Source organism: Streptomyces sp. LS-MS-L19 (assembly GCF_058382285.1).
The window spans coordinates 196,281-221,064 of sequence record NZ_JBYCLL010000001.1 but is presented as its reverse complement, the minus strand read 5'-3'; the positions used below and the strand labels follow the sequence as shown (position 1 = coordinate 221,064).

19 protein-coding genes are annotated in these 24,784 nt (G+C 70.4%); 8 read left to right on the top strand and 11 right to left on the bottom strand.

What is annotated here, in order from left to right:
* Positions 1–38: 38 nt before the first annotated feature.
* Positions 39–3,152, bottom strand: a complete 3,114-nt coding sequence (locus AC2XR2_RS00955; protein ID WP_491513929.1) for an RICIN domain-containing protein — start codon at positions 3,150–3,152, stop codon at positions 39–41.
* Positions 3,153–3,952: 800 nt separating this feature from the next.
* Between AC2XR2_RS00955 and AC2XR2_RS00950 the strand changes: the two genes are divergently transcribed.
* Positions 3,953–4,492, top strand: a complete 540-nt coding sequence (locus AC2XR2_RS00950) for a lamin tail domain-containing protein (RefSeq protein WP_491513928.1) — start codon at positions 3,953–3,955, stop codon at positions 4,490–4,492.
* Positions 4,493–4,587: 95 nt separating this feature from the next.
* Here the strand turns inward: AC2XR2_RS00950 and AC2XR2_RS00945 are convergent, their stop codons facing one another.
* From AC2XR2_RS00945 to AC2XR2_RS00930, 4 genes are all read right to left on the bottom strand, one after another.
* Positions 4,588–5,550, bottom strand: coding sequence for an SGNH/GDSL hydrolase family protein (locus tag AC2XR2_RS00945; protein WP_491513927.1), 963 nt, complete (start codon positions 5,548–5,550; stop codon positions 4,588–4,590).
* A 268-nt stretch (positions 5,551–5,818) separates the two neighbouring features.
* On the bottom strand, positions 5,819–7,492 hold the full coding sequence (locus AC2XR2_RS00940) for a glycosyltransferase family 2 protein (RefSeq protein WP_491513926.1): 1,674 nt from the start codon (positions 7,490–7,492) through the stop codon (positions 5,819–5,821).
* A gap of 165 nt (positions 7,493–7,657) precedes the next feature.
* Positions 7,658–8,197 carry a GNAT family N-acetyltransferase gene (locus tag AC2XR2_RS00935; protein WP_491513925.1) on the bottom strand — a complete coding sequence of 180 codons (540 nt, stop codon included), beginning with the start codon at positions 8,195–8,197 and terminating at the stop codon, positions 7,658–7,660.
* Positions 8,198–8,229: 32 nt separating this feature from the next.
* Positions 8,230–9,507 carry a cellulase-like family protein gene (locus tag AC2XR2_RS00930; protein WP_491513924.1) on the bottom strand — a complete coding sequence of 426 codons (1,278 nt, stop codon included), beginning with the start codon at positions 9,505–9,507 and terminating at the stop codon, positions 8,230–8,232.
* Between the two features lie 156 nt (positions 9,508–9,663).
* On the opposite strand from AC2XR2_RS00930, the gene AC2XR2_RS00925 reads away from it, so the two are divergent.
* Positions 9,664–11,712: a glycoside hydrolase family 2 protein gene (locus tag AC2XR2_RS00925; protein ID WP_491513923.1), complete on the top strand. Its 2,049-nt coding sequence runs from the start codon at positions 9,664–9,666 to the stop codon at positions 11,710–11,712.
* Between the two features lie 62 nt (positions 11,713–11,774).
* Here the strand turns inward: AC2XR2_RS00925 and AC2XR2_RS00920 are convergent, their stop codons facing one another.
* From AC2XR2_RS00920 to AC2XR2_RS00910, 3 genes are all read right to left on the bottom strand, one after another.
* Positions 11,775–12,704 (bottom strand): carbohydrate ABC transporter permease, encoded by a 930-nt coding sequence (locus AC2XR2_RS00920; protein ID WP_491513922.1) that lies wholly within the window; start codon positions 12,702–12,704, stop codon positions 11,775–11,777.
* On the bottom strand, positions 12,701–13,612 hold the full coding sequence (locus tag AC2XR2_RS00915) for a carbohydrate ABC transporter permease (protein WP_330269325.1): 912 nt from the start codon (positions 13,610–13,612) through the stop codon (positions 12,701–12,703). The genes AC2XR2_RS00920 and AC2XR2_RS00915 overlap by 4 nt, the downstream gene beginning before the upstream one ends.
* 64 nt (positions 13,613–13,676) lie before the next feature.
* Complete coding sequence (locus tag AC2XR2_RS00910; protein WP_381302518.1) at positions 13,677–15,020, bottom strand: ABC transporter substrate-binding protein; 1,344 nt, start codon at positions 15,018–15,020, stop codon at positions 13,677–13,679.
* Between the two features lie 168 nt (positions 15,021–15,188).
* Between AC2XR2_RS00910 and AC2XR2_RS00905 the strand changes: the two genes are divergently transcribed.
* The 6 genes from AC2XR2_RS00905 to AC2XR2_RS00880 all read left to right on the top strand — a co-directional run bounded on the left by AC2XR2_RS00905 (position 15,189) and on the right by AC2XR2_RS00880 (position 20,559).
* Complete coding sequence (locus tag AC2XR2_RS00905) at positions 15,189–15,932, top strand: SDR family NAD(P)-dependent oxidoreductase (RefSeq protein ID WP_491513921.1); 744 nt, start codon at positions 15,189–15,191, stop codon at positions 15,930–15,932.
* Positions 15,933–15,988: 56 nt separating this feature from the next.
* Entirely contained in the window at positions 15,989–16,735 is a 747-nt protein-coding gene (locus AC2XR2_RS00900; RefSeq protein ID WP_381302521.1) for a FadR/GntR family transcriptional regulator, read from the top strand.
* Positions 16,732–17,877 carry a galactonate dehydratase gene (gene dgoD / locus AC2XR2_RS00895; RefSeq protein ID WP_491513920.1) on the top strand — a complete coding sequence of 382 codons (1,146 nt, stop codon included), beginning with the start codon at positions 16,732–16,734 and terminating at the stop codon, positions 17,875–17,877. The genes AC2XR2_RS00900 and dgoD overlap by 4 nt, the downstream gene beginning before the upstream one ends.
* A gap of 47 nt (positions 17,878–17,924) precedes the next feature.
* Entirely contained in the window at positions 17,925–18,545 is a 621-nt protein-coding gene (locus AC2XR2_RS00890) for a bifunctional 4-hydroxy-2-oxoglutarate aldolase/2-dehydro-3-deoxy-phosphogluconate aldolase (protein WP_491513919.1), read from the top strand.
* On the top strand, positions 18,542–19,516 hold the full coding sequence (locus AC2XR2_RS00885; RefSeq protein ID WP_381302524.1) for a sugar kinase: 975 nt from the start codon (positions 18,542–18,544) through the stop codon (positions 19,514–19,516). Before AC2XR2_RS00890 ends, AC2XR2_RS00885 begins: the two co-directional genes overlap by 4 nt.
* A 149-nt stretch (positions 19,517–19,665) precedes the next feature.
* Positions 19,666–20,559 carry an SMP-30/gluconolactonase/LRE family protein gene (locus AC2XR2_RS00880; RefSeq protein ID WP_491513918.1) on the top strand — a complete coding sequence of 298 codons (894 nt, stop codon included), beginning with the start codon at positions 19,666–19,668 and terminating at the stop codon, positions 20,557–20,559.
* Positions 20,560–20,593: 34 nt separating this feature from the next.
* On the opposite strand, the gene AC2XR2_RS00875 is transcribed toward AC2XR2_RS00880, so the two are convergent.
* The 3 genes from AC2XR2_RS00875 to AC2XR2_RS00865 form a co-directional block, all read right to left on the bottom strand.
* Positions 20,594–22,639 (bottom strand): sensor histidine kinase, encoded by a 2,046-nt coding sequence (locus AC2XR2_RS00875; protein ID WP_491518382.1) that lies wholly within the window; start codon positions 22,637–22,639, stop codon positions 20,594–20,596.
* Positions 22,640–22,913: 274 nt separating this feature from the next.
* A complete protein-coding gene (locus AC2XR2_RS00870; RefSeq protein ID WP_491513917.1) occupies positions 22,914–24,074 on the bottom strand; it encodes a sensor histidine kinase in 1,161 nt (386 codons plus the stop codon).
* A complete protein-coding gene (locus AC2XR2_RS00865) occupies positions 24,071–24,736 on the bottom strand; it encodes a response regulator (protein ID WP_449351081.1) in 666 nt (221 codons plus the stop codon). The genes AC2XR2_RS00870 and AC2XR2_RS00865 overlap by 4 nt, the downstream gene beginning before the upstream one ends.
* Between the last annotated feature and the right edge of the window lie 48 nt (positions 24,737–24,784).

Sequence of the window (24,784 nt, the reverse complement as noted above, 5' to 3'; positions counted from 1 at the left end):
CGCTGTCCGCTCGTCGGCGCCGGCGGACGCAGAAGCCGTCAGTCCTTGCCGGAGAGCCTCCAGATCTGGTTCTTCTTGGTGGTCAGGGTGGTGCCGGTGTCGCAGGTCCACTGATGGACGAGGGCGCCGGGCGCGGTGGAAATGGTGCTGACGTCGACGCACTTGCCGCTGTGCACGGCGACGAGCTGGTAGTCGTGGCTGTTGCCGAGCGCGGTCACCGGCCTGAGCGTGAATTGCTGGTTGGTGCCGTTGAGGCAGGTCCACTGCTGTACGGCGGCGCCGTTGGCCGTCGAGAGGCCGCTGACGTCCAGGCACTTGCCGCTGGAGTGGTCGACGACGGTGTAGGTGTCGGTCGTACCGGCGACGGGGTGGAAGTCGAAGACCTGCTCCTGGCCGCTTCCACAGGTGTTCTGCTGGTACTGGGTGCCGTTGGCGGTGGACTGGCCGGGATCCTCGAGGCAGAGCCCGCTGTGCTGGGCGACGGCCGTGGAGGAGAAGCCGGCCGCGGCGCCGATGTGCAGGCTCGCGGGTGCGAAGGAGACCTGGTCGAGATGGGGCGCGGAGCTGGAGCGCATGGGCTGGCCGATGTCGCTGCCTCCGCCGGAATAGACCACGCCGATCGTGGTGCCGTCCCAGTTGTAGAGCTGTGAGGCGGTGAACTTGACGCTGTTGGCGCCCTTGGCGAGGGTCACCGGGACCGTGTAGTCCTCGAACTGGTTCCAGTGCAGGGTGCTCGCGAAGTTGACGCGGGTGGCGGTGCCACCGTTGACGCTGACATCGGCGTGCTCGGCGTACAGGTCCGGGTTGTAGTGGTTGGAGGGCAGTTCCTCGGCGTTGGCGTAGTGCATGGTCATGGCGTAGGTGCCGGCCGTGGGCGCGTTGACGTTGAGGGTGAGGGAGTTGGCGGTTCCGTTGCCGATACCGGCGACGACGCCGCCGTTGGCCTGGCTGTAGGTGGTGTCGACCGTCGCCGTGCCGGTGAGGGTGCCGTTCTCGGCCTGGTAGGTGACGACGTTGCCGGTCGTGACGGCGGAGCCGGCGCCGAACGGGGTGACGGTCAGGTCGTCCAGGGCGAGGGTGCCGCTGCTCCCGGTCACCTTGACCTTGTTGATGCCGCCGCTCAGGTGGACCCGGTTGGTGGAGGTGGACCAGGCGCCGGTCGTCGCGCCGGAGAGGGTCTGGTCGTTGAGGGTCCTGCCGTTGACGGTGAGGTCGGCCTGCCCGGTGTTGCGGAAGCGGGCCGTCAGGTCGGCGTAGCCGTCGCGAGCCGAGTAGATCCAGAACGTGGCGGACTTGCCGACGCTGAGGTTCACCGCGCCGGCGCCGGACTGGCCCTGCGAGGTGTAGGTGGCGGTGGCGCTGTCGGAGAGGTTGGCCTGCTCGGCCTCGTAGAGCGTGGTGCCCTGGACGGAGGCGTCCTGGTACTGGAGGTCGATCTTGTCGATGATCGCGTCGCCGACCGTGGTCGCGCCGTTGTCACCGGTGGTGGCCAGGGTGAGGGTGTGGCTGCCGGTGGTGAGGTGCACGGTGGCGTCGGCGTGCCCCCACACGACCCACTGGAAGCCGACCGGGATGTCGATCCTGGTCGAGGCGCCGCCGTCGACCCGCGCGTAGATGTTCGTCGGGCCCTTGACGTCGGCGTCCTTGGCGTAGCTGTTGCCGAACACCGAGAGGGTGTAGTCACCGGTGGTGGGGACGGACACCGGGAAGGAGATCACCGTGGTGGAGCCGGTGCGCAGGCCGCCGACGTCCTTCGTGCCGGAGGTGGCGAACTTGCCCACATTGCCGGTCGTGCCCTCGGTGTTGATGTTGTACCCGCTGCCGCTGAGCGTGGCGTTCTCGGCCTCGTACGTGGCCCGCCAGGTGCTGTCGGAGGCGGTTGCGCTGCCGGTGCCACCGGGGGAGACGATGACCTGGTACGCGGACATCGCGTCGAGGCTGATCGGGACCGTGACCGAACCGTCGGAGCCCACGGCGACGTCGGCGTCGGAGAGCCGGGTCGGGGTCGCTGCCGCGCCGATGTAGCCGCTGTAGCGGTCCTGGAACACGCTGACGTGCACGGTGCTGCCGAAGACCGCGGGGTCGATGTTCTTGATCACCGTGTCGGAGGCACCGCTGGTGCCGCCCCCGGCGAGGATGACGCGCGCCTGCTTCTTGGCCGTGTCCAGACTCGCCAGCCCCTGCAGGGTGTACGCGGCGTTGGCTCCGGTGCTGGTGACCTTGACGGTGTTGCCGCCGCGCATGGAGCCGTACCAGTTGTACAGCCACCACTGGGCGTTGGGAGTGTTCTGAGCCGCGGCGGAGTCACCGAGGTTGCCGTTGATGTTCCAGTACGGCAGGTTGCCGTCGATCTTCTCGTCCTCGATGCCCGCCATCCACTGGACCATCTGGCCGGGGTCGGTGAGGTGGTAGCGGTGGGCGTACTCGTTGAGGTTGACGGTGATCGGGGAGGTGACCCCCGTCGCGGTCTCCGCCGCGCGGTAGGCGTCGACCGTGCTGCGCACGTCCGCCGGGCTGCCCAGGGTGTGCCAGGTCACCACGTCGGGCAGGCAGCTGTTGGCCTTGCAGTAGGTGAGGAAGCTCCTGAGGGCGGAGTCGCTGTAGCTGGAGAGGTTGGGTCCTGCCAGGCGGGCCGTGGGCCAGATGCCCTTGATGAAGGTGTAGGTCTGAAGCCACTCGGCGTTGAAGTTGGCCTGCGCGGTCGTGTTGGTGCGCATGCCGCTGAACCAGTTCAGGTCGGGCTCGTTGTAGGGGATGAAGACGATATGGCTCGCGTGGGGGTCGGCCATCGCCTGCTGGACCTGGGTCTTCATGGTGGCCTGGTAGGCCGGGTAGCTGGTGCGTTCGTAGTTGGCGCGGTACACGTCCGTCATGTAGATGAACTCGTCCCCGCCGCCGCTGTCGACGAAGGGCGCGGCGATCTCCAGGGCGTCCGACCCGGGGTGTTGCTGTCCGTCCTGGTATTTGGTGTTGGTGGTCTTCAGCCCCATCCCCTCGATGAGGTTGTCGGTCGGCACGTCCGGGCCGTACAGGCCGTACAGGGCGCCGGAGGCACCGCCGCGGAAGGCTCCGGTGGTGGCGCCCAGGTCGACGGTGAGAGTGGGCGTGGCGGCGGAGGCCGGTGTCGCGGTCAGCGTGGTGACGCCGACCATGACGGTCAGCGGAAGCAATGTCCTGGTGATGCCGTGGAGAAGACGTCTGGCGGTCAGACGTCTCGCGGTCGAGCATCTTTGCCCGGTTGTCGGCATGGGCTCGCGTCCCTTCAGGGATAGGGCTGGTTGTCGGTGTGCCGGCCCCCGTGCCGGACGTGTGGGCGAGTACGACTCGCTCGTGGGCCGGGCGACGGCGTAGTCGGTCCCGGCGCCCACGGGCAGGCTCGCGCCGGTGCGTGCGTCGAAGTACAGGGCGAACCCTTGGAACTTGGAGAGATCATCGAACCGGTTCGCGTGAAGCGAAGGTAGGAACAAGCCGTGCGGCTGTCAACATCTGCAACGGTGCCAGTTTTCGTCGAACCGGTTCGATAAAGCCCTTCCCGCAAGGAGTCGCCGTCCGTCGGCCGATCCGCGGCACCGCGTCGGCAATTCCGCAGGCCCGGCGGTAAAGGATCTGTTACTCACTTTCGGGTGACGGCCCGGTGAGCGTGGGGGTGGCGCGGACTGGCGGTCGGAGGGGAGTGGCCAAGGCGCGCACCAATCGGTGATCCGACAGGGCGTCAACACACTGCGTTCGCCGCATATATGGACGTTGCAGCCAAGCGTCACGGCAATGTGGGCGAAAGGTAATGGAGTGCGCGTATCGCGTTCACGATCTGCACAACAGGGCCATGGTGTGGGTGTGCGGCCGACCGGCCGCCACCCGCACACCGCACCCGCTCGTTCCGCCGGTTCAGCACCGGAATCCCGGAGCCGGCAGGTGCCCGTACAGCCCAGGGGGCTTTGTGTCTTCTTCCACTGTGACCGCCCGTCGTGCCTTTGCCGCCGCTCTCGCGGCCACCGCGATCGTCGGGGCGGTGGCGCTGCCGGCGTCGGCGGCCGACCACGCCCGGCCGCAGCGTCCGAAGGTCGAGATCAGCGCGGTCCAGTACGACTCTCCCGGACATGACGACCGCTCGCGCCGCTCGCTGAACAAGGAGTGGGTGGAGCTGACCAACACCACCCGCCGGGACGTCAACCTCGACGGCTGGACCCTGCAGAACGAGGACGGTGTCACCTACACCTTCGACCACTACCGTCTCGAGGGCCGGGCCACGGTCCGTATCCACACCGGCAGGGGCCACGACACCGACAACGACCTCTACATGGACCGTCGCGACTACGTGTGGGACAACCACAGCGACACCGCCACCCTCCGCAACGACCACGACCGCTTCGTCGACGACGAGTCCTGGGGCCGCCACCACGGCGGTCACGGCGGTCACGGCGGCCGCGGAGGTCACGAGGGCCGCGGCGGCCACCAGCAGGGAGGCCACGAGCACGCCGGCATGCGCCGCTGACCCGACCGCGCATCCGCCGTACCGGATGACGTCCGCCAGATGAGCGCACAGGGCCCCGACCGGTTCGCCCGGTCGGGGCCCTGCGGCCCCTTTCCTCACCATCCCGTTCGCAGGCTCCTGAGGAAGGGGGCGAGGCGGTCGGCGATCACCTGGTCGTCGTGAGCCGAGGTGTGCCCGTCACATCCGAGGAAGTCCAGGCCCGCCTGATCGAGGAACCAGTAGTGGACCCCGCGGTCGCCGGCATCATTGCGGGCCTCGACGACCTGCCGCACATGCTCGGCGTTTCTGTCGAAGCCGACGGCCACGAGGGTGGTCTCGACGCCGTAGCGCGTCCGCAGTTTCCGGAGGAACTCGCCGTAGGCGGTGCGGTAGGCGGCCGCGAGGCTGTCAGGCGTCCACGGTTCACCGGGGGTGAGGTCGGAGAAGTCGTTGGAGCCGAGGTTGACCACCACGATCTGGGGGCGCCACGTCCCCGGGTTCTGCCAGACATCGCCGTCCACGTTCAGCAGGGCACGGTCGTCATACGTCCGGTACGTGATGTCCGGGGAGATGCCGGCGACGTTGCGCACCATGCCGAGGCCGGACAGCCCGTTGATCTGGTAATCGGCTTCCAGTTGGCGGGCGGTGAGGGCGCCGTGGCTCACATCGGCGTTGGTGTTCCGCTTCAGCTGCTCCGGATCGCAGTCCCCGCTGCCCGAGACATTGCCGTAGCCCACCGTGAGGGAGTCCCCGATGAACTCGATCTGGCGGTCCCGTGGTTCCGGCTTGCTCAGTACGGCGCCCCCGGGTGCGGCGACGAAGCCTCCGAACGTGCTGGTGTGCCCCGGGGTGTCGTTGCGTTTGACGACCCGAACCGTGTGCTCTCCGTCCCGCAGGCCGTTGATCCAGTGCGTGGTGTCGCCGGGTGTGACCAGGGTGGCGACGGTGGCCCCATCCACCTGGACGTCGTAGTCGGCGGCCGCGCAGTCGAGCACCACCCCGAGCCCGGTCCCGCGGAAACGGCCCTCGAAGTACACCCCGGGCCAGCTGAACTGCACCGCCTTTCCCAGGTCCTTCACCCGCCCCGCGGTGTGCACCTGCGCCAGGACACTGTTCCCGCGCCCTGGGTTCGGGTTCCCTCCTCGGAAAGTCATCCGTGTGCCATCTCTCCGTCCCGGTCCGGTGGGTCACGGCCGAACGTCCGACATTCCACCCCTGAACGTCAACCGATTTGACCCCCGCGGCCGCGGCGCCCGGCACGTCGAGAACACGCACCGGACGCCGCTCCCTCTTCCACGGGGCCTTCTGGAACAGGGCCCAGACGCTCCTGGCCCCGTCCCGCCACGCCTACCGCAGCATCCGGCGCTCCGCCCGCCGTGCCGCGGCGCGGACGTTGTCGCGCACGCCGTTCGGGAGGCGTCGCAGCACCACGCGGACGCCGTGGCGCACCCGGTGGTCGGCGGCCGTGCGCAGCACGACGCGGCGGGTGGTGCCGATCCGGCCGGTGCCGCCGACGGTGAGCCGCAGCTGACCGCCGGGGCCGCCCCAGCCGGGGGAGACGAGGCGCGGTGGGGTGCCCACGGCGATGGCGCCCAGCGAGACGCGGGCGGGGCCCGGGGCCACGGCCAGTCGGGGACGGCGACCGACGCCCAGCAGTTGGCCGCCTGCCCAGACCTGGTGGGCGCCGCTGTCCAGGGGGTTGCCTCCGGCGAGGGTCAGCGGATCGATGACCGTGTCACCGGCGACCACGACCCGGTGGCGGCCACCGCCGAGCGGTTCGAGGGCGGGGGCCAACTCCCCGTCGGGGTACCACCAGTGGTTGTCGGCGGTGTCGTGCACGATGAGTTCCCCGTACGCGTGCGTGAAGGGATCGCGGACCTCCCAGCCCTCCGCCCCCGGGATGCCGTCGAGGAGTTCGGGGTCGAGCAGCGTCCGTCCGCCGCGCTCCACGACGGTCAGCGGCTCGCCGTCGGCCTTGACCATGCCGATCCGGGTCCGGATGACCAGCTTGTCGTTGCGCCAGCGCATGTCGTCCACCATGACCTGCGCCTTGATCCGGTCGGTGCGGCGGGCCAGTTCGATCAGCGAGTCCAGCCGGTCCTGGACGAGCAGCTCCGCGCGTAACCCGCTGATCGCCGGGAGCCCCTCGCGCACCCCCGGCGGATAGCTGGTCATCGCCATCCGGCGGACGGTGGTGAAGTACTCCTCCAGGTCCTTCCCGGTGCGCCGGAGCACCCGGGGCTCGCTCACCGGCCGCAGCAGCTCCACCCGGTACGAGCGGCGCAGCAGCCGGTCCTGGAGCTCGCCCGGCTCCGTGCCCTCCTTGATCGCCTCCACGACCCTTTCCAGGTGGCCGTAGTAGTCGTCGGCGGTGACCCGACGGCTGCTGTTGTTGCCGCCGTCCTCACGCCGGTTCCAGCGGTAGCAGGGGTAGTCGCCGAGTATCGACACCGTCTTCGCCCGCACATAGGTGCGCGCCATGAACAACTGGTCCTCCAGCCTGACCCGCCCCTCCGGGAAACGGATCCCGTGCTCGCGCAGGAAGTCCCGGCGGAACATCTTGTGCGGCGTCAGGCTCTCGAAGAGCGGCGCGTCAGCGGCCGTGCACTTCTCGACGGTCCGCTTGAACACGTTGCTGGGCCCCTGCATCGTGCCGTGGACCTTCCCGAGCACGATGTCCGAACCGTTGCGCTCCGCCAGGGCGTACATCCGCTCCAGTGCCTCGTAGGACAACTCGTCGTCCTGGTCGACGAATTGGACGTACTTCCCCCTGGCCCGGTCGACCCCGACGTTCCGCGGCTTGCCCGGCCAGCCGGAGTTCTCCTGCTCGTAGACCCTCACGTGCGGATGTGCGTCGGCCAGCCGTCGAAGGCGTTCGGCCGAGTCGTCCGTCGACCCGTCATCGACGTACACGACCTCGTACGCGTCCGCGCCGAGGCTCTGGTTGACGAGCGACGGCGCGCAACGCTCCACGTAGGGACCGGCGTTGTAGATCGGTACGACAACGCTTACCTTGATCAAGTCTTCCCCCAAAAAACACCTGCGGTCGCTACACCAGACACCTGTTGTTGGGGAGAAGTTGTACGGTCTTTGATAATTGCCTTACGAACCAGCCCACTTGCCGCGACGTGGCCGATCAGCGACAGACCGCCGCGCCCTGGAGTGGGCTCACGCCCTGGAGTGGGCTCACGCGGACGACGTGGCCGGTGTCCGCATGCCGAGCCACTGCTCGGATCCCCACGCCTCGAACCGCTCCACCTCGGTGAAGCCCAGCTTCGCCGCGAGCTGCATCGAGCGGTCGTTGGCGGACTGGGTGGTGAGCACCACCGGCTCGTTGGGCAGGACGGCGTCGAACCAGGCCAGTGCCGCCGCGCAGGCCTCCGCCGCGTACCCGAATCCCCACGCCCGCGGCAGGAACAGGTAGCCGAGATCGGCCTTCCCCGCCGCGGCCGGCCGTCGGTGCCCGGTCGCTCTCCTGAGCAGGACATGGCCGATCATCGAGCCGTCCAGTTCGACGACGAGACTGCCCGGCCACCGCTCGGGCACCGCAGGCAGCTCGCGTTCGAGTTCGGCACGCCGGCGGGGGCCGCCCAGGTAGGTGTGCACCTCCGCGGAGGCGAGCAGTTCGACGAACGCCGGGCGATCCCGTGCCTCGGGCTCCCGCAGCACGAGCCGCTCGGTCCTGATCGGCTCGGGCGGCCAGGTGATGTGTCCAAGATCTTCCATCGGCGCAACCTAACAGACGGCCGAAGACCCGATCAGGCAGTGGTGACACGGGAGTTGACCCGCCGCATCCACTCCCGGTCGGTGTGCCACATCGGGTGGTGCGGGGCCGCGTTGGAGGTCAGGACGACACCCCGGAAACCCGCGGCGAGGCACCGGTCGACGACGAACTCCGCGATGTCCTTGCCGACGGCGTCCTCCTCGAAGCGTGTCAGCAGCGGGGTGTAGCCCACGACACCCTCACCGAGGACGGCCGGGATGCCACGGCGGCCGGCGAAGTCGGCGACGGAGTCGACCCACGAGGCCAGCGTGTCCCGCATGGCCTGCCGGTGCGCCGGATAGTTCTCGTAGAGCCACAGGTCCCAGCGGTCGGGGTCGACCCAGTCGTGCGCGTAGAACAGCTCGCGCGGGATGCCGGTGGCGGCGAGTCGCCACGGCTCGTCGGGCTGGTAGTCGGCGAAGGCGGGCGCGTCGGGGCGCAGCATGGCGGCCAGTTCGGGGGTGGGCCAGGTCGCGGTCTCGGGCGCCGCCTCGGTGCCGTGCCCGAGACCGGCCGCCTCGTACAGGGCGCCGAGGACGCCGTAGACGTAGAAGTGGAAGTGTGCGATCTGCGCCCCCTCCGGCAGGTCGTCGATCTCGCCGGGCCAGGGCTCGCCCAGGGAGTAGGTGACGGGGACGGCGGGGTGCCGGGCCTGGAGCAGCTTGACGGCACGGTCGAGGGGGCCGCGCAGGTAGGCGTAGTGGGTGACGCCGTCGCGCGGCACCAGGGAGCAGTTGTCGACCTCGTTGTGCACCTCGACGTAGGCGACCTGGTCGGCCAGTCCGCGCTCGGTGAGGAAGTCGAGGAGTCCGGCGAGCGCTTCGGCCACCGCCTCGGCGCGGTCCGGGCCGGGGACCGCGGCCAGGGCGCGGTGCCAGCCGTCGGTGTCGGCGAAGCTCGGGGACTGCTGGTACTCCCAGGAGGACACGATCACCTTGCAGTCGTGGCGTGCGGCTGCCTCGAACAGCTCGACGAGCCGTCGGCGGCCGTCCAGCGGATAGCCGCCGCGCACGTCGTACCAGCGGGTGCGCTGTCCGAAGTCCTCGCCCAGGCCGCGGACCCGGACCGAGTCCGGGTCGGGGACGCGTCCGGAGAACAGCAGGAAGGGCATGGCGCAGACGCGGACGGTGTTGAAGCCCCGGTCCACCGCCTCGGCGAAGGCCCGGTCCAGGTCGGCGAACGGCTCGCCGGGTCCTGCCTGCGTGTACCAGCTGAAGTCCCACAGGGTGATGGCGAGTCGGCCCGTGGTGGCTTGCTGCGGTGCGGTGGTCATGCGGTCACCCGTCGTTCGTGTGCGGTGGGACGCCGTCGGAGCGGCGGCATCACCGTAGCTCAATTCATTATTTATGAATAATCCTTGACGAGGGTGACCCGGTTGTCCAGGCTGTGGGGCGGACGAATACGTACGTGCCTCAAGGAGCCGCCTGCCATGACCGAATCCACCCACCCGTCCCGGCGCACCGTCGTCACGGCACTCGGCGCGGCCGCCGTCGTGGCTCTGCCGGCCTGGCCCGAGACGGCACGAGCGGCAGACGGTACGTCCGGGGCCGCCGCGAACGGCCCGGTTCTCGACACCCACCCGGCCACCGAGCCGTCCGGCACGCACGTGCGCGAGGTCGGCGGCACCCAGGTCGTCTTCCAGTACGGCACCGTGCTTCCCGCCTTCGACGGCTGGCGCACCCACGAGCCCACCCGCGACTACCTGTCCCTCGACAAGCGGTGGCGCTTCCGCTTCGACCCCGAGGACCGGGGTCTGGACGAGGGCTGGCAGTCCCCGCGCCACGACGACCGTTCCTGGGGCCGCATCGACGTCCCGTCGGCCTGGGACCTGCTGGACACCCCCGGCTTCGGCTCGGAGACCGCTCCTTTCGGCCGGGGCACGGCGTTCGACGACGGCTACGCCTGGTACCGCACCACCGTCGACGTGCCCGCCTCCTGGCGTGCCCGGCACGTACGCATCGCCTTCCTGGCCGCCGGATACAGCGCCGAGGTGTGGCTCGACGGCAGGCATCTCGGCAAGCACGAGGGCGCCAACTCGCCGTTCGCGCTGCCGGTCGCGGGAGCGCTCCGGCCGGGGACCCGCCAGACGATCGCCGTGCGCGTCTTCCGTCGGGCGAGCTACACCGACTACACGTCCACGACCCCGCAGCCGGTCACCGACGACCACGAACTGCCGTACAAGCCCGTCGACTACTGGCCCTACGCGGGACTGACCCGGTCGGCCTGGATCGAGGCGGTCCCGCAGGTCACCGTCGCCAAACTGCTCGTGTCCGCCGCGAGCGGGCGCCTGGAGGCGCACGCGGTCGTCGAGAACCACGGCCCCACCGGCTTCGACGGCCGGCTCACCCTGGATCCCGGCCGGGGGAGCGGCGGACGTCCTGTCGTCGTCGCGGCCCGGATCGCGGCCCGGTCGGCGGGCGTCGTGCGCGTCTCGGTCCCGATACCCCACGCACCGCGCTGGAGCCCGGCCTCGCCGCACACGCTCACCGCCCGCGCCACCCTGACCGGCGGAAGAACCTCGGGCCCACGGGTGGACACCCTGTCCACCGTCTACGGGGTACGTGAACTGACCGTCGCCGAAGCACAGTTGCGGCTGAACGGCGAGCCGCTGTTCCTCAAGGGCCTCAACTGGCACGAGGAGACGGCCGCCCACGGCAGGGCGATGACGCCCGCCGAGTACGACCGGGAACTGGGCCAGGTCACGGCGGTGGGCGCCAACTTCATCCGCAACTGCGTCTACAACCGCCACCCGTACGTCTACGACTGGGCGGACGAGCACGGCGTGCTGGTGATGGACGACATCGACACCATGTGGCTCAACACGGCCCAGGAGAAGCTCCAGACCGAGCGCTACGGCCTCGCCCGCGCCCTGGCCCTGACCATGGCGTGGAACCAGCACAACCACCCCTCGGTGATCCTGTGGGGCCTGCAGAACGAGTCGGAGATCGACGCCGACGGTGCCCCGGTCTACCGGGCCTGGCTCGCCGACCTCAAGGCGGCCGTGAAATCGGTCGACCTCACCGCCCGTCCCGTGACCTGGGCGTCCAACACCAGCAACGACCCCGCGTTCGACCTCGCCGACGTGATCGGGTTCAACGAGTACTTCGGCTACTTCTACGGCAAGGACGCCGACCTCGGCCCCACGCTGGACGCGGTGCACGCGAAGTATCCCGACAAGCCGATCCTGATCACCGAGAACGGCACCTGGGCCATCGCCGGCACCCACGGCCCCAGCACCACGCAGGGCACGGAGGAGTGGCAGGCGGCGAGCTTCACCGCGCACTGGGCCCAGGTGACCGCGCGCAGCGAGTTCGTCGCCGGATTCACCTACTGGGTCCTCAAGGACTACAAGGAGCGCGCCGGGTACAACCAGGCCTACAACGGCATCTCCGTCATGGGCCTGGTCACCTTCGCCGACGAGCGGCCCAAGCTCGTCCACGACGCCTTCCGCGAGGCGGTGAACCCCAGGGACAAGTGACCTGACACGGCACACCCGAAGGGGGAGGGGCGACCTGTCCCTCCCCCTTCGGTTTCCGGGATTCAGCCCTTCACGCTGCCCTCGGTCAGACCGCTGCGCCAGAAGCGCTGGAGGACGACCATGGCGATCATCAGCGGGACCACGGAGACGAAGGCGCCTCCCACGGTCATCTGGTAGAGCGCCGGTTGGCGGTCGGCGAAGGACTGCCACGACGTCAGACCGAGGGTGATGGGGTACAGCTTGGAGTCGGACAGCATCACCAGCGGCAGGAAGTAGTTGTTCCAGATGCCGACGAACTGGAACAGGAAGATCGTCACCAGGGCGGGGGTCATGATGCGCAGCGCGACGGTGGTGAAGATGCGGATCTCTCCCGCGCCGTCGATGCGGGCCGCCTCCAGCAGCTCGTCCGGTATGGACGCCGCGGCGTAGATCCGGCACAGGTACACACCGAACGGACTGACGAAGCTCGGCAGCAGCACCGCCCAGTAGGTGTTGGCCAGGCCCGCCTTGCTGAACAGCAGGTACATGGGCAGCGCCAGCGCCGTGGCGGGGATCAGGACGCCACCCAGCACGATGTTGAAGATCGTGTCGCGGCCCGTGAAGGAGAACTTGGCCAGCGCGTACCCGGACATCGCGGCCAGCAGCGTCGCCACGACCGCGCCGACCCCCGCGTACAGCACGCTGTTGGCGGCCCAGCGCAGGTAGATCGCATGGTCGTAGGTGAGCACCTGGTGCAGGTTGCTCAGCAGCCGGGGACGGGAGAACCACAGTCCGAAGCTGCCGAACAGGTCGCCGGTGGACTTGGTCGACGCCACGGCCAGCCAGTACACCGGGAGCAGGAAGTACCCGGCGGCCGCCACGAGCAGGCCGGTGACCAGGATGCGGCTGCGCGTGGTGACCCCGCTGATGCCGCCGCGCGGCGGCGTGCCGTCGTCGGAGGCCGGCGCCGGGCCCCCTGACGGGACGGTGCGGGCCGGTGTCTGGAGACTCACGCGTCCCCACCTCTCTTGTTGATCAGCCGCAGGAAACCGAAGGAGAGCACGAACGCGGCGAGCGCGAGCAGCACTGCCTCGGCGGCGGCGAGGTGGTAGTTGTCGTTGGTGAACGCCTCGTTGTAGGCGCTGAGGTTGGGGGTGTAGGCGCTGTCGATGCTCGACGACACGGGCTTGAGCACCAGTGGTTCCGCGAACAGTTGCAGCGTGCCGATGATGGTGAAGACCGTGGTGAGGATCAGCGCCGGGCGCAGCATCGGCAGCTTGACGTGCCGGACGGTCATCCAGGCACTCGCGCCGTCGATGCGGGCGGCCTCGTACAACTCCGCTGGGATCGTGCGCAGTTGGGCGACGAGAACCAGGACGTTGTAGCCGGCGAACTCCCAGGTGACGATGTTCGCGATGGACCACAGGACGGTGTCCCCGCCCAGCAGGTCCACCGAGATCCCCAGGTGGCGCATGCCGTCCACGAGAGGACTGACGCCCGGTACGTACAGGAAGCCCCACAGGATGGACGCGATGACGCCGGGAACGCCGTAGGGCAGGAAGAAGGCGGCGCGGAAGAACCGCACGCCCCTGGCCGAGGCGCTGTCCAGGAGCAGTGCGAGCCCGGCGGCCAGCGCGACCATCACCGGCACCTGGACGGCCGCGAACAGCAGGACGCGGCCGACGCTGCGCACGAAGGTGTCGTCGGACAACGCGTCGGAGTAGTTGCTCAGCGCCACGAAGACGGTACGGCTGCCGCCGAGCCCCAGCGGCCCGGTGTGCTCGACGTCCATGACGCTCTGATAGACGGCGTAGCCGATGGGGACGGCGAAGGTCAGCAGGAACAGCAGGAGGAACGGGGCGACGAAGGCGACGGGCGCCAGATTTCTGCGGCGGCGGGGCGCTCGGGTGCGGGTGGGCATCAGGGTGCTTTCTGGAGTCCGGAGGGGAGAACGGCGGTGGCCGTGCCGCGCCCTCCGGAGGCGGTCACTGGCCGGTGGAAACCTTCAGGCCCTTCCTCTTCAGGTCCTCGACGGTCTGCTTCTGCGCCTGCTGGACCGCGGAGACGAACGTGCCCTTGCCCGCCAGGGCGGCCTGGAAGCCGTCGTTGAGGTGCTGGTAGGTGGCGTCGATCGTCGGTATCCACTTCCACGAGGTGTCGATGTTCTTGTCCGCCTGCGCGAAGACCTCGTTGTACTTCTGGCCGCCGAAGAACGCCGAGGGCTTGTCCAGCGAGGAGCCCTTGTACGCGTCGGCCCCCGCGGGCCAGCCGTATCCGCCCTGGAGCAGCAGGTCGACGCTCGCGGGGTCGGTGTTGAGCCACTCGGCGAACTTCAGGGCCTCGGGAATGTGCTTGGCGCCCTTGAGGACGGCCGTGGAGGAGCCGCCCCAGTTCGCGGACACGTTCGCGCCCTTCGTCCACTGCGGCATGGGCGCCACCGCCCACTTCCCGGCGGTCCGAGGTGCGTTGCCGCTGATGATGGCGTCGCCCCACTGGGCGCTGACCCAGGAGGTGACGGCGCCGGTCTGGAGGTCCTTGTACCAGCCGTTGGCGAAGTCGGGCTCGGTCTTGATCAGCTTCCTGGTGCGCAGGCTGTCCCAGAAGGCGGCGACCTTGAGGGTCTGCGGCGAGTCGATGTTCACCGACCAGGTGTCGCCGTCGACGCCGAACCACTTGGCGCCGGCCTGCCACGCGAGTGCGGTGAACCAGGCGGAGTTGCCGGGCGGGAACGTGCCGATGTACGCCTTCGGGTCGGAGCTGTGGACCTTCTCGGCGGCCTGGGCGTACTCGTCCCAGGTGGTGGGCGCGGCGATGCCCCACTTCTTGAACAGGTCGGAGCGGTAGAACAGGCCCATCGGGCCGGACGCCTGGGGGATCGCGTAGACGGCCGAGCCGAAGACTCCCTGCTGCCACTGCCAGTCGACGAACTTCGACCTGTCCTTGTCCGCGCCGTACTCGGACAGGTTCACCAGGCCGTTCTCCAGCAGGAACGAGGGGATCTCCTGGTACTCGACCTGGGCCAGGTCGGGCGCGTTGCCGCTCTTGAGGGCGGCGCGCATCTTCGCGTAGCCGCCGCTGCTGCCGGACGGGATCTTCTCCAGCTTGACGTGGATGTCCGGGTGGGTGGCGTTCCACTTGTCGACGGCCTTGTCGACACCGGGCACCCACGACCAGAAGCGCAGGTCGACCTTCTGGCCGGGCTTCGCGGGAGCCTGCGCCTTGTCCTGGGAATCGCTCGAACCCCCGCAGGCGGAGAGGAACAGGGAGGCGGCGGCGAGGGTCACGGCGAGTGCGCCCCGGCTTCTGCGGCGGGGTGTGGTGCGGCTCATGGGAGGAGGTCCTTCCTGGCTTCGTACCGAAGCTGCTTGGTGCGTGCCGGTCAGTCTCGGAGCGGCACCGTCACGCCGTCAAGATATATTCATAATTAATTGAAAGAGCTATGGTGGGCTCGTGGACAGCAGCGAGGGGAGACGTACGTGATGACGGAATGCCGCAGGATGACGGGGCGCGTGGCGGTGATCACCGGGGCGGCGCACGGAATCGGCGCGGCCACGGCCCGCCGGCTCGCGGCCGAAGGGGCGGTGGTCGTGGTCACGGACGTGGACGACACGGCCGGCAAGGCGGTCGCGGCCGACATCGAGGACAGCGGCGGGCGCGCGGAGTACGTGCGCTGCGACGTGACCTCCGCCGCCGACTGGCGGAACCTTGCCCGTCATGTCGACGAGCAACACGGCCGGCTGGACGTGCTGCACAGCAACGCCTTCGCCCAACTCAACAAAGCCGCCCATGAGTTGAGCGAGAACGAGTGGGACGGCCAGATGGCCGTCCTGCTCAAGCCGGCCTGGCGCGGGATGAAGACCTTCGCGGCCCTGCTCCGCGCGTCGCAGGGCTCGGTCGTGCTGACCTCCTCGGTGCACGCGGTCATCGGCCTGCCCGGCCACGCCGCCTACGCCGCCGCGAAGGGCGCGCTGTGCTCACTGGGCAGGCAACTGGCCGTCGAGTACGGTCCCGACATCCGGGTCAACACAGTCCTGCCCGGCCCCATCCTCACCGCCGCCTGGGACGGCATCCCGGAACCCGACCGGGCGCGCAGCGTGGCCGCCACGGCGGCCGGGCGCTTCGGGCAGCCGGAGGAGGTCGCCTCCGCCGTCGCCTTTCTGGCATCGGCGGACGCCTCCTATGTGACCGGCGCGAACCTCGTGGTCGATGGAGGATGGAGCGTCATGAAGGAGTCCTCGTGAACGGCGCGCACCACACGGTGGGCCAGGGCGCAAGGACCGCAACGGAAACGGAGAACGTGGTGACCCATCCCGGCAGGGGGCTGCACGGCCAGGCGGTGGAGGAACTGGGCCGACGCATCATCCGCGGCGACTACCCCCCGGGCTCCGTCGTGGACCCGGTCAAGTTCGAGACCGAACTCGGCGTCAGCAAGACCGTCGTACGCGAGGCGCTGCGCGTGCTGGCCGCCAAGGGCCTGCTGGAGTCGAAGCAGAAACGCGGGACGACCATCCGGCCCCGCGCCGACTGGAACCTCCTCGACAGCGACCTGCTGCGCTGGCAGGGCAGCAGCGCCCCCACCGACGGGTTCCTGGACGACCTCGCCGAGGTCCGCGCGATCGTCGAGCCCGCCGGGGCCCGGCTCGCCGCGGCCCGCCGCACCCCCGGCGACCTGGACGCCCTGCGGCGGGCCCTCGACGCCATGGCGGCGGCCGGAGCGGACGCGGAGGCGATGGTCGAGGCCGACCTGGCCTTCCACCGCGCCCTGCTGGAGGCCGCGCACAACGAACTGCTCAGCCGGATGGAGGTCGTCATAGAGGCGGGCCTGCGTGTGCGCGACCGCATCGTGCACGGCGCACGGCACTTCTCCGACTCCATCCCCGTGCACCAGGAACTGCTCGACGCCGTCGAGGCGGGCGACCCGGAGGCCGCGGTGGCCGCCGTCGAGTCCCTGCTCGCCCAGGCGTCCCACGACCTGGCCGCCGTACAGGCCCAAGAAGACGACGACCACACCACGACCGACCCGCGCCGCGAGGAAACTCCTTGAAGATAACCGGACTTGAGACGTTCCTCGTCGCCCCCCGCTGGCTCTTCCTGCGCGTCGCCACCGACGAGGGGATCACCGGCTGGGGCGAACCGGTGGTCGAGGGCCGCGCCGACACGGTCCGCGCGGCCGTCCACGAACTCGCCGACCACCTCGTCGGCAAGGACCCGCTGCGCATCGAGGACCACTGGCAGGTGCTCACCAAGGGCGGCTTCTACCGCGGCGGCCCGATCCTCTCCAGCGCCGTCGCCGGCATCGACCAGGCCCTGTGGGACATCGCCGGCAAGGCCTACGGCGTCCCGGTGCACCGCCTCCTCGGCGGCCCCGTGCGCGACCGGGTGCGGATGTACGCCTGGATCGGCGGCGACCGCCCGAGCGACGTGGCCGAACTGGCCGGGGAACAGGTCAAGGCCGGTTTCACCGCCGTGAAGATGAACGCCTCGGCCGAACTCGCCCCGATCGACACCCCCGCCCGCACCGCCGAGGTCGTCGAACGCGTCGCCGCCGTCCGCGAAGTCCTCGGCGACGAACGGGACATCGCCGTCGACTTCCACGGCCGTGCCTCCACCGCCATGGCACGCCGGCTGCTGCCCCTCCTGGAACCGCTGCACCCGCTGTTCGTCGAGGAACCCGTCCTGCCGGAACACTCCGCCCACCTGCGCAGCCTCGTCGAGTCCACCAGCGTGCCGCTCGCCACCGGCGAACGCCTCTACTCACGCTGGGACTTCCGCGACGTACTGACCAGCGGCATCGCCGTCGCCCAGCCCGACCTCTCGCACGCCGGCGGCATCTCCGAGGTCCGCCGCATCGCCGCCATGGCCGAGGCGTACGACGTCACCCTGGCCCCGCACTGCCCGCTCGGCCCGATCGCCCTGGCCGCCAGCCTCCAGATCGCCTTCGCGGTACCGAACTTCCTCATCCAGGAACAGAGCATGGGCATCCACTACAACCAGCGGTGCGACCTGCTGGACTACGTCCTGGATCCCGAGCCGTTCCGCTTCGACGGCGGCCACGCCGTCGCCTCCACCCGGCCAGGGCTCGGCGTCGACATCGACGAGAAGGCGGTACGCCGAGCCGCCGAGACCGGCCACCGCTGGCGCAACCCCGTATGGCGGGGCGCGGACGGGGCGTTCACGGAATGGTGAGCGCCCGTCAGGTCCCCGTCCCGCAGATCCAAGGAGAACCCGATCCCATGAACCTGGTGGAGTCCCTGCGCGCCCACCGCCTGCTGGCCATCGTCCGCGGCAAGGACCCCGCCGCGGCCCTGCGCACCGTGACCACCCTCGCCGAGGAGGGCATCGCCGCCGCCGAGGTCTCGCTGACCACCGCCGACGCGCTGACGGTGATCAGGCGGGCGCGCGCGGCACTGGGCCCCGACGCACCGGTCGGCGCCGGCACCGTCCGCACCACCGAGGACGCCGAACGCGCCGTCGACGCCGGAGCGTCCTACCTCGTCACCCCGGCCGTGGTCGAGGGGCTGGCGGGCGTCGGCGTACCCGTGCTGATGGGAGCCCTCACCCCGAGCGAGATCGAACGCGCCCTCGCCCTCGGCGCCGCCGCGATCAAGCTCTTCCCCGCCTCCCTCGGCGGACCCGAGTACCTGAGCGCACTGCGCGCCCCCTTCCCCGAGGTCCCGTTCGTGCCCGTCGGGGGAGTCGACGCGGCCGCCGCCCGCGACCACCTGGACCGGGGCGCGACCGCCGTGGGCGTCGGCTCCCCGCTGATCGGGGACGCGGCCGACGGCGGAGATCTCGGCCGACTACGCGCGCGGGCAGCTCAGTTCCGTGCCGCGATCGCCCAGGAGACCGTATGACGACGCCGGCCGGACAGAGCGCGCCCGAGGTGGTCACCTTCGGCGAGACCATGGGCGCCCTGCGCGCCCGCGGCCCCCTGAAACTCGGCGGTGACCTCGGCCTGTCCGTCGCGGGAGCCGAGTCCAACGTGGCCATCGGTCTCGCCCGGCTGGGCCACCGGGTGCGCTGGGCGGGCCGTGTCGGCGCGGACGAACTCGGTGACCTGGTGCTGCGGACCCTGCGCGCCGAGGGCGTCGACACCTCCCACGCGGCCGTCGACGACACCGGCCGCCCCACGGGCCTGCTGCTGACCGAGCCCCGCCTGGGCACCCTGACCCGCGTCAGCTACTACCGTTCAGGCTCCGCCGGTTCGGCGCTCGCACCGGCCGATGTCCTGCCCGCGCTGACCCCCGGCACCCGGATCCTGCACCTGACCGGCATCACACCGGCGCTGAGCGCCACGGCGGCCGGGGCGGCACTGGCCGCCGCGACCGCGGCCCACGAGGCGGGCACCACGGTGTGCCTCGACGTCAACTACCGCTCCCGGCTGTGGTCCGGCGAGCGCGCCCGCACCGCCCTGCGGCCGATCCTGGCCCACACGGACCTGCTCATCGCCTCCGAGGACGAACTGCCCCTGGTGCTGGAACACCCGGATGTCCCCGAACCCGAGGCCGTCCGCACCCTCCTGGCCGCCGGTGTCGGGGAGGTCGTCGTCAAACGCGGCGCCCGGGGGGCGAGTGTGTTCACCGCCGACGCCACCACCGACCGCGCGGCACGCCAGGTGAACGCGGTCGATCTGGTCGGCGCGGGCGACGCGTTCGTGGCCGGATACCTCTCGGGACTCCTCCTGGACGCGGACGTCCCGGCCCGTCTGCACCGGGCCGTCACCACCGCGGCGTTCGCCGTCGCCACCCGCGGCGACTGGGAGGGCCTGCCGTCCCGGCACGAACTCACCCTGCTCGACGAACCCGACGGCACGACCGTCCGCTGACCGAAGCCCCCGACCGCACGGCGGCCCGCGAACGCCGAACCCGACGGCGCGGCGGCCCGCCGTGCGGCCAACCCGACTACATGACCGTCCGCCGTCGGCCGAGCGCCGAACCCGACCGCACCGCCGTGCCCATATCGAGGAAGCCGACGATGACCTCCGCCCCACCCCCACCGGCGACGATCCTGGTCCAGGGTGATTACGAACTCGCCGAAGGAGGACGCTGGGTCGACGGCCGTCTCGTCTACGTCGACATCCTGGCCGGCCGCCTCCTCGAACTGCGGGAGAACACCGACCGAGCCCCCGCCCCGCACGAACTGGCCCGGCTCGACGTCCCGCTAGGCGCCGTCGCCCCCGTCCACGGCAGCCCCGGCACCTGGATCGCCGCCGCCGGCACCGGCATCGCCCTGCTCACGCAGGACGGCAAGGTCCAGTGGCTGGACCGCCCCGAGGACCGCACCCACGTGCCCAGCCGGATGAACGACGGCGTCGCCGACCCGGCCGGCCGGTTCTGGGCCGGAAGCATGGCCTACGACGGCACCCGCGGCGCCGGATCCCTGTACCGCACGGACACCGACGGCACGGTGGTCCGCGTGCTCGACGGCCTCACCATCGTCAACGGGCCCGCCTTCACCGCCGACGGCACCACCATGTACCTCGCCGACTCGGCCGCCGGCACCATCCTGCGCTGCCGGGTCGACCCGGTCTCGGGAGACCTGTCCGGCGGCCCGGAGACCTTCGCCCGCATGCGCGAGGACGAAGGCAGCCCCGACGGGATGACGGTCGACGCCGAGGACTGCCTGTGGGTCGCCCTGTGGGGCGCCGGCGCGGTCCGCCGCTACCACCCGGACGGCCGCCTGCTCACCACCCTCGACGTACCCGCCCCGCATCCCACCTCGGTGTGTCTGCGCCCCGGCGGCAACCGCCTCCACATCACCACGGCCCGCCACGGCGTTCAGTCCCCGACACCGGCCTCCGGCGCGGTGCTCGGCGTCTCGGTGCCGGTAGGCGGGACGGAGGCCTGCTTCTGGCGGGGCGGGCACTGAGGTACGCCGCCCCGCCGCGACCGGGCACCGCCGATCAGATCGGTTCGTCGGTCCAGGTGGTCGCCTCGGTGAAGCGGCTGTCCACGAACGCGACCAGGGCCATGGTGTCGGCGTCGGGTTCCGCCGTCGCCGTCCGATGGGTGATCGTGTCCGGCAGCATCACCAGTGTCGTCGTGCCCTGACCTTCGTCGGCGGGGCGCAACTGGGCGCGGATGCCGTGCCGGTCGGCCAGCCGGCCCACCACGAACAGGCCCATCCGCTGGGAGATCGACGCGTCCACGGTGGGCGGATCGGCGAGGTTCCGGTTGATCTCCGCCAGCTCCTCAGGGGGCATGCCGATCCCCCTGTCGTGTATCTCGAGCATGATCCTGCCGTCCGGCAACCTGGCGGCGGTGACATGCACGGGCACGTGCGGCGAGGAGAAGGTGGTGGCGTTCTCCAGGAGTTCGGCGAGCAGGTGGACCAGGTCGTTCACGGCCCGTCCGTCGATCTGGGTCTCCGGGACACCGGCGAGCTGGATGCGCTCGTACTGTTCGACCTCCGAGACCGCGGCGCGGATCACGTCGACCAGGGGCAGCGGCTGGTCCCACTGCTGGGCGGGAGCCTCGCCGCTGAGCACCAGGAGGTTCTCGCCGTTGCGTCGGACCCGGGTCGCGAGATGGTCGAGCTGGAAGAGGTTCTCCAACTGGTCGGGGTCGGCCTCCCTGCCTTCCAGATCGGTGATCATGGAGAGCTGACGTTCGATCAGGGACTGGTTGCGACGGGCCAGGTTGCTGAAGATGGTGTTGATGTTGGCGCGCAGCAGGGCCTGTTCGGCGGCCAGCCGGACGGCCTCGCGGTGCACGTGGTCGAAGGCGCGGGCGACCTCGCCGATCTCGTCCGTGGTGGTGATCGGGATGGGTTCCACGTCCCTCTCGACCCGGCCGGGGATGGCACGCGTGAGCTGAGTCAGCCGGGCCGGCAACCGCTGTGCGGCGATCTCGTGGGCGGAGGCGCTGAGCCGGCGCATGCTGGTGCTCATCGTGCGGGCCACCCAGTTCGCGAGGAGGAAGGCGGCGAGGACGGCGGCGAGGACGAGCGCGGCGTTGAGGATCGCGTCGTTGCGGGCGTCGTCGGCGATGGTGTGTGCCTTGGCCAGCGCGGTGTCGGTGAGGTAGACCTCGACACTGCGGTAGGCGTCGAAACTGAGCGTGGAGGCCGCGAAGAAGGTCTCCGGCGTGATGCCCTGCTCGGCGAGCTGCGCCGCCGTCGCGCCGGAGGCGATGGCGCGGGTCATCCTGTCCAGACCCGGTGGCGCGACGAAGTCCTTGCCGGCCGCCTCGGCCTGGGTCCGCGCCTCCGCGACCCGCTCCTGGCCCTCCTGCTGCGCGTCCGTGAGCGCCTCGCGCAGCCGGGCTGTCTCCTCGGTACCGGCGAAGCCCGCGTACTCCTGCAACGCGACCTGTTCGAGATAGACGTAGGAGCTGAACGAGGCGAGCTGGGACTGGAGTTCGCCCTTGGCCAGCTTGCTGCGGTCCTCGACGAGGAGGTGGGTGCCGATGGCGCGGATCAGTGATTCGGCGGCCTGGGTGAGCGAGACGGCGTACAGGGTACGGCCGTAGGTCGCCTGGCTCGTGATGCCGAAGCCCAGCTCGTTGGAGATCTCCATCAGCGGGTGCTGGACGGCGTGGTAGCTCTCCTCGGTCTGCACACCGGTCAGCTTGGGCGTGAAGGCGGCGGCCCGTACCAGTGGCAGCTGTTTCTCACCGACGCGGACGAGCGCGACCCGGCGCTCAAGACCGGCGGTCTCGGGCATGCGGGCGACCGCCGCGTCGAACTCCTTGGCGTCCTCGTCGGTGATCCGCCGGGCCGCGACGACCGCGCCGGCGTCACGGTCACCCTTGACCAGAGGGATGACGGAGACGTCCCGTTCGTTGATGGCGTCGCTGGCGTACTTGTTGGCCGCCTGCACCAGCTCGGCCACGCGGACCGCGTCCTCGGCGGCCTGCCAGGTGTCGACGGTGCGTTTCACGCGTACGCCGCCCAGGGCGAGGGCGACGAGCACCGGGATCAAGAGGATGGCCTGGAGTTTCTGGGCCACACGCAGGTTGCGCGCACCGAATCTTCGGCGCACGGGGGTGGGGGTGTGCGACACGGTCGTCCTATCCGCTCAGTTCCGCCTCGCGTCCGACACTCTCCTCAACGGGGCGGTCACAGGGAGTTGACCAAAGAAGGTCCGTCCGATGTCTAGCACTCCGCTTTCGCTTCTGACCGTGACTTAACCAAAACTGTGCGGAGTTGCGCTGTCACAGGGCTGTCGCGGCAGGTGAGGGTGAGCGAGCCGCCGTTGCCGACCTGCGGCCGGCTTCTCGCGGTCAGGTGTCCCCGTCGGCCGGGATCCGCAGAGTCACCCGGTAGCCGCCGCCTCCGGTCGTTCCCGACTCGAAGGTCCCACCGAGGAGTTCGGCCCGCTCGGCGAGCCCGATCAGGCCCTGACGGGAGCCGGGGAGCGGCAGCGAAGGGCGGGTGGGGGGCGTGTTGGTGACGGTGACGCCGAAGGCCCCGGGCTCGTGCCACAGGCGTACGGCCGCACAGGCGCCGGGGGCGTGCTTGCGGACGTTGGTCAGCGCCTCCTGGACGGTGCGGTAGAGGGCGCGTTGCGCGGGAGTGCCGATGTTCTGGGGCAGTTCGCCGGTCAGCGTCACGTCGATGCCGCTCGTCGTGACCAGCTTGCGCAGATCGGCCAGGGTGGGCTGGGGGGTCAGCTCGGTGGCACTGCCGCCCGAGGCGCGCAACAGGGCGACCATGTGGCGCAGTTCGTCCAGGGTGTCGACGCTGAGCGCGCGGATGGTGCGGGCGCCTTCCTTGAAGTCCGGGTCGGTGGCGGCGACTTGCAGGGCGCCTGCCTGGACGGCGATCAGGCTCACCTGGTGGGACACGACGTCGTGCATCTCGCGGGCGAGCTGGGCCCGTTCCCGGGCCAGGACGGCCTGTGAGTGCAGCAGCCGCTCGTGCTCCCGGGCCTCCTCGATCTCGACGAGTCGGCGCCGCAAGTCCCGTCGCGTCTGGACGAGTTGGCCCATCAGGACGGGAGCGACAGCGGTGGCCAGGGTGTAGAAGAAGTAGACGGCGGTCCAGGTGCGTTCGTGATCGGGCAGGAGGTCCAGGGGCCAGGGCGCGGCGCCGGCCAGCGCCAAGAGCAGCGCGCAGCCGGTGAGGAGCCGACGGTCGCGGGAGCGCTCGGCCAGCGTGAACAGGGCCGCGATCGGGGCGAACACGATGTCCAGCATCAGAGTGGCGGGAAGCGTGAGAAGGAACACCGCGAGCGGGAGGCGGCGACGGGCCACCAGCGCGAGGCAGGCGAGCGCCGCCAACGCCTGCGTGACGCCGGACGAGTCGTCCAGGCTGAACAGCACGTCCGCCACCGCGACGGCGACCACGAGGCCGTCGACGACCGGACCGGGGATCCGCGCCCACCAGGCCTTCGGCCGCTTGACCGAGGCCGTCCCCCGGGCTCCGGATGCCGCCACGGTCATCGTGCGGACCCCGGGTGCCGCCGACTGCCCTCGTCGAGGAGACCGGCCCGCTGGGCGAGCAGCGCCGCCTGCACCCGGCTGCCGACCCGCAACTTGGTGAGGATCGCGCTGACATGGTCCTTCACCGTGCCCGCACTGAGGTGGATCCGGCCGCCGATCTCGCCGTTGGACAACCCCTGAGCGACCAGCACGAGCACCTGACGCTCCCGCTCACTGAGCAGCCCGACCCGGCCGGCCTCCTCGTCGCCGTGCACCGCGGCGCCGGGGTGGTTCTGCCACACGGCCCGGGACGCCTTCGGTGACATCACCACGCCACCCGCCGCCAACGTCCGGACCAGCTGGGCGAGTTGATCCGGCTCGGTGTCCTTCAGCAGGAAACCGGCCGCGCCGGAGCGCAGTGCGGTCAGTACGTATTCATCGGCGTCGAACGTCGTCAGCATCGCCACCACCGGCGGCCCCGGCAGCGCGCGCAGCCGCCCGAGCACGGTCAGGCCGTCCACGTCCGGCATCCGGATGTCCAGCAGCACCACGTCCGGACGCTCGCGCCGCGCGGTGTCGACCGCCTCGGCGCCCGTCGTGGTCGCGACGACGTCGATGTCGTCGGCCGCGCTCAGGATGAGCCGGAAACCGGACCGCACCAGGGCCTCGTCGTCGACCACCATCACCCGGATCACGCGGTTCCGCCTTGCCGTAGAAGTACATGAAGCAGT

Coding starts and splice junctions, on each gene's coding strand:
- AC2XR2_RS00865 (WP_449351081.1), bottom strand. CDS start 24,736: ATGGTGGTCGACGACGAGGCCCTGGTGCGGTCCGGTTTCCGGCTCATC.
- AC2XR2_RS00890 (WP_491513919.1), top strand. CDS start 17,925: ATGAACCTGGTGGAGTCCCTGCGCGCCCACCGCCTGCTGGCCATCGTC.
- AC2XR2_RS00870 (WP_491513917.1), bottom strand. CDS start 24,074: ATGACCGTGGCGGCATCCGGAGCCCGGGGGACGGCCTCGGTCAAGCGG.
- AC2XR2_RS00915 (WP_330269325.1), bottom strand. CDS start 13,612: ATGCCCACCCGCACCCGAGCGCCCCGCCGCCGCAGAAATCTGGCGCCC.
- AC2XR2_RS00925 (WP_491513923.1), top strand. CDS start 9,664: ATGACCGAATCCACCCACCCGTCCCGGCGCACCGTCGTCACGGCACTC.
- AC2XR2_RS00930 (WP_491513924.1), bottom strand. CDS start 9,507: ATGACCACCGCACCGCAGCAAGCCACCACGGGCCGACTCGCCATCACC.
- AC2XR2_RS00910 (WP_381302518.1), bottom strand. CDS start 15,020: ATGAGCCGCACCACACCCCGCCGCAGAAGCCGGGGCGCACTCGCCGTG.
- AC2XR2_RS00905 (WP_491513921.1), top strand. CDS start 15,189: ATGACGGGGCGCGTGGCGGTGATCACCGGGGCGGCGCACGGAATCGGC.
- AC2XR2_RS00955 (WP_491513929.1), bottom strand. CDS start 3,152: ATGGTCGGCGTCACCACGCTGACCGCGACACCGGCCTCCGCCGCCACG.
- AC2XR2_RS00880 (WP_491513918.1), top strand. CDS start 19,666: ATGACCTCCGCCCCACCCCCACCGGCGACGATCCTGGTCCAGGGTGAT.
- AC2XR2_RS00935 (WP_491513925.1), bottom strand. CDS start 8,197: ATGGAAGATCTTGGACACATCACCTGGCCGCCCGAGCCGATCAGGACC.
- AC2XR2_RS00885 (WP_381302524.1), top strand. CDS start 18,542: ATGACGACGCCGGCCGGACAGAGCGCGCCCGAGGTGGTCACCTTCGGC.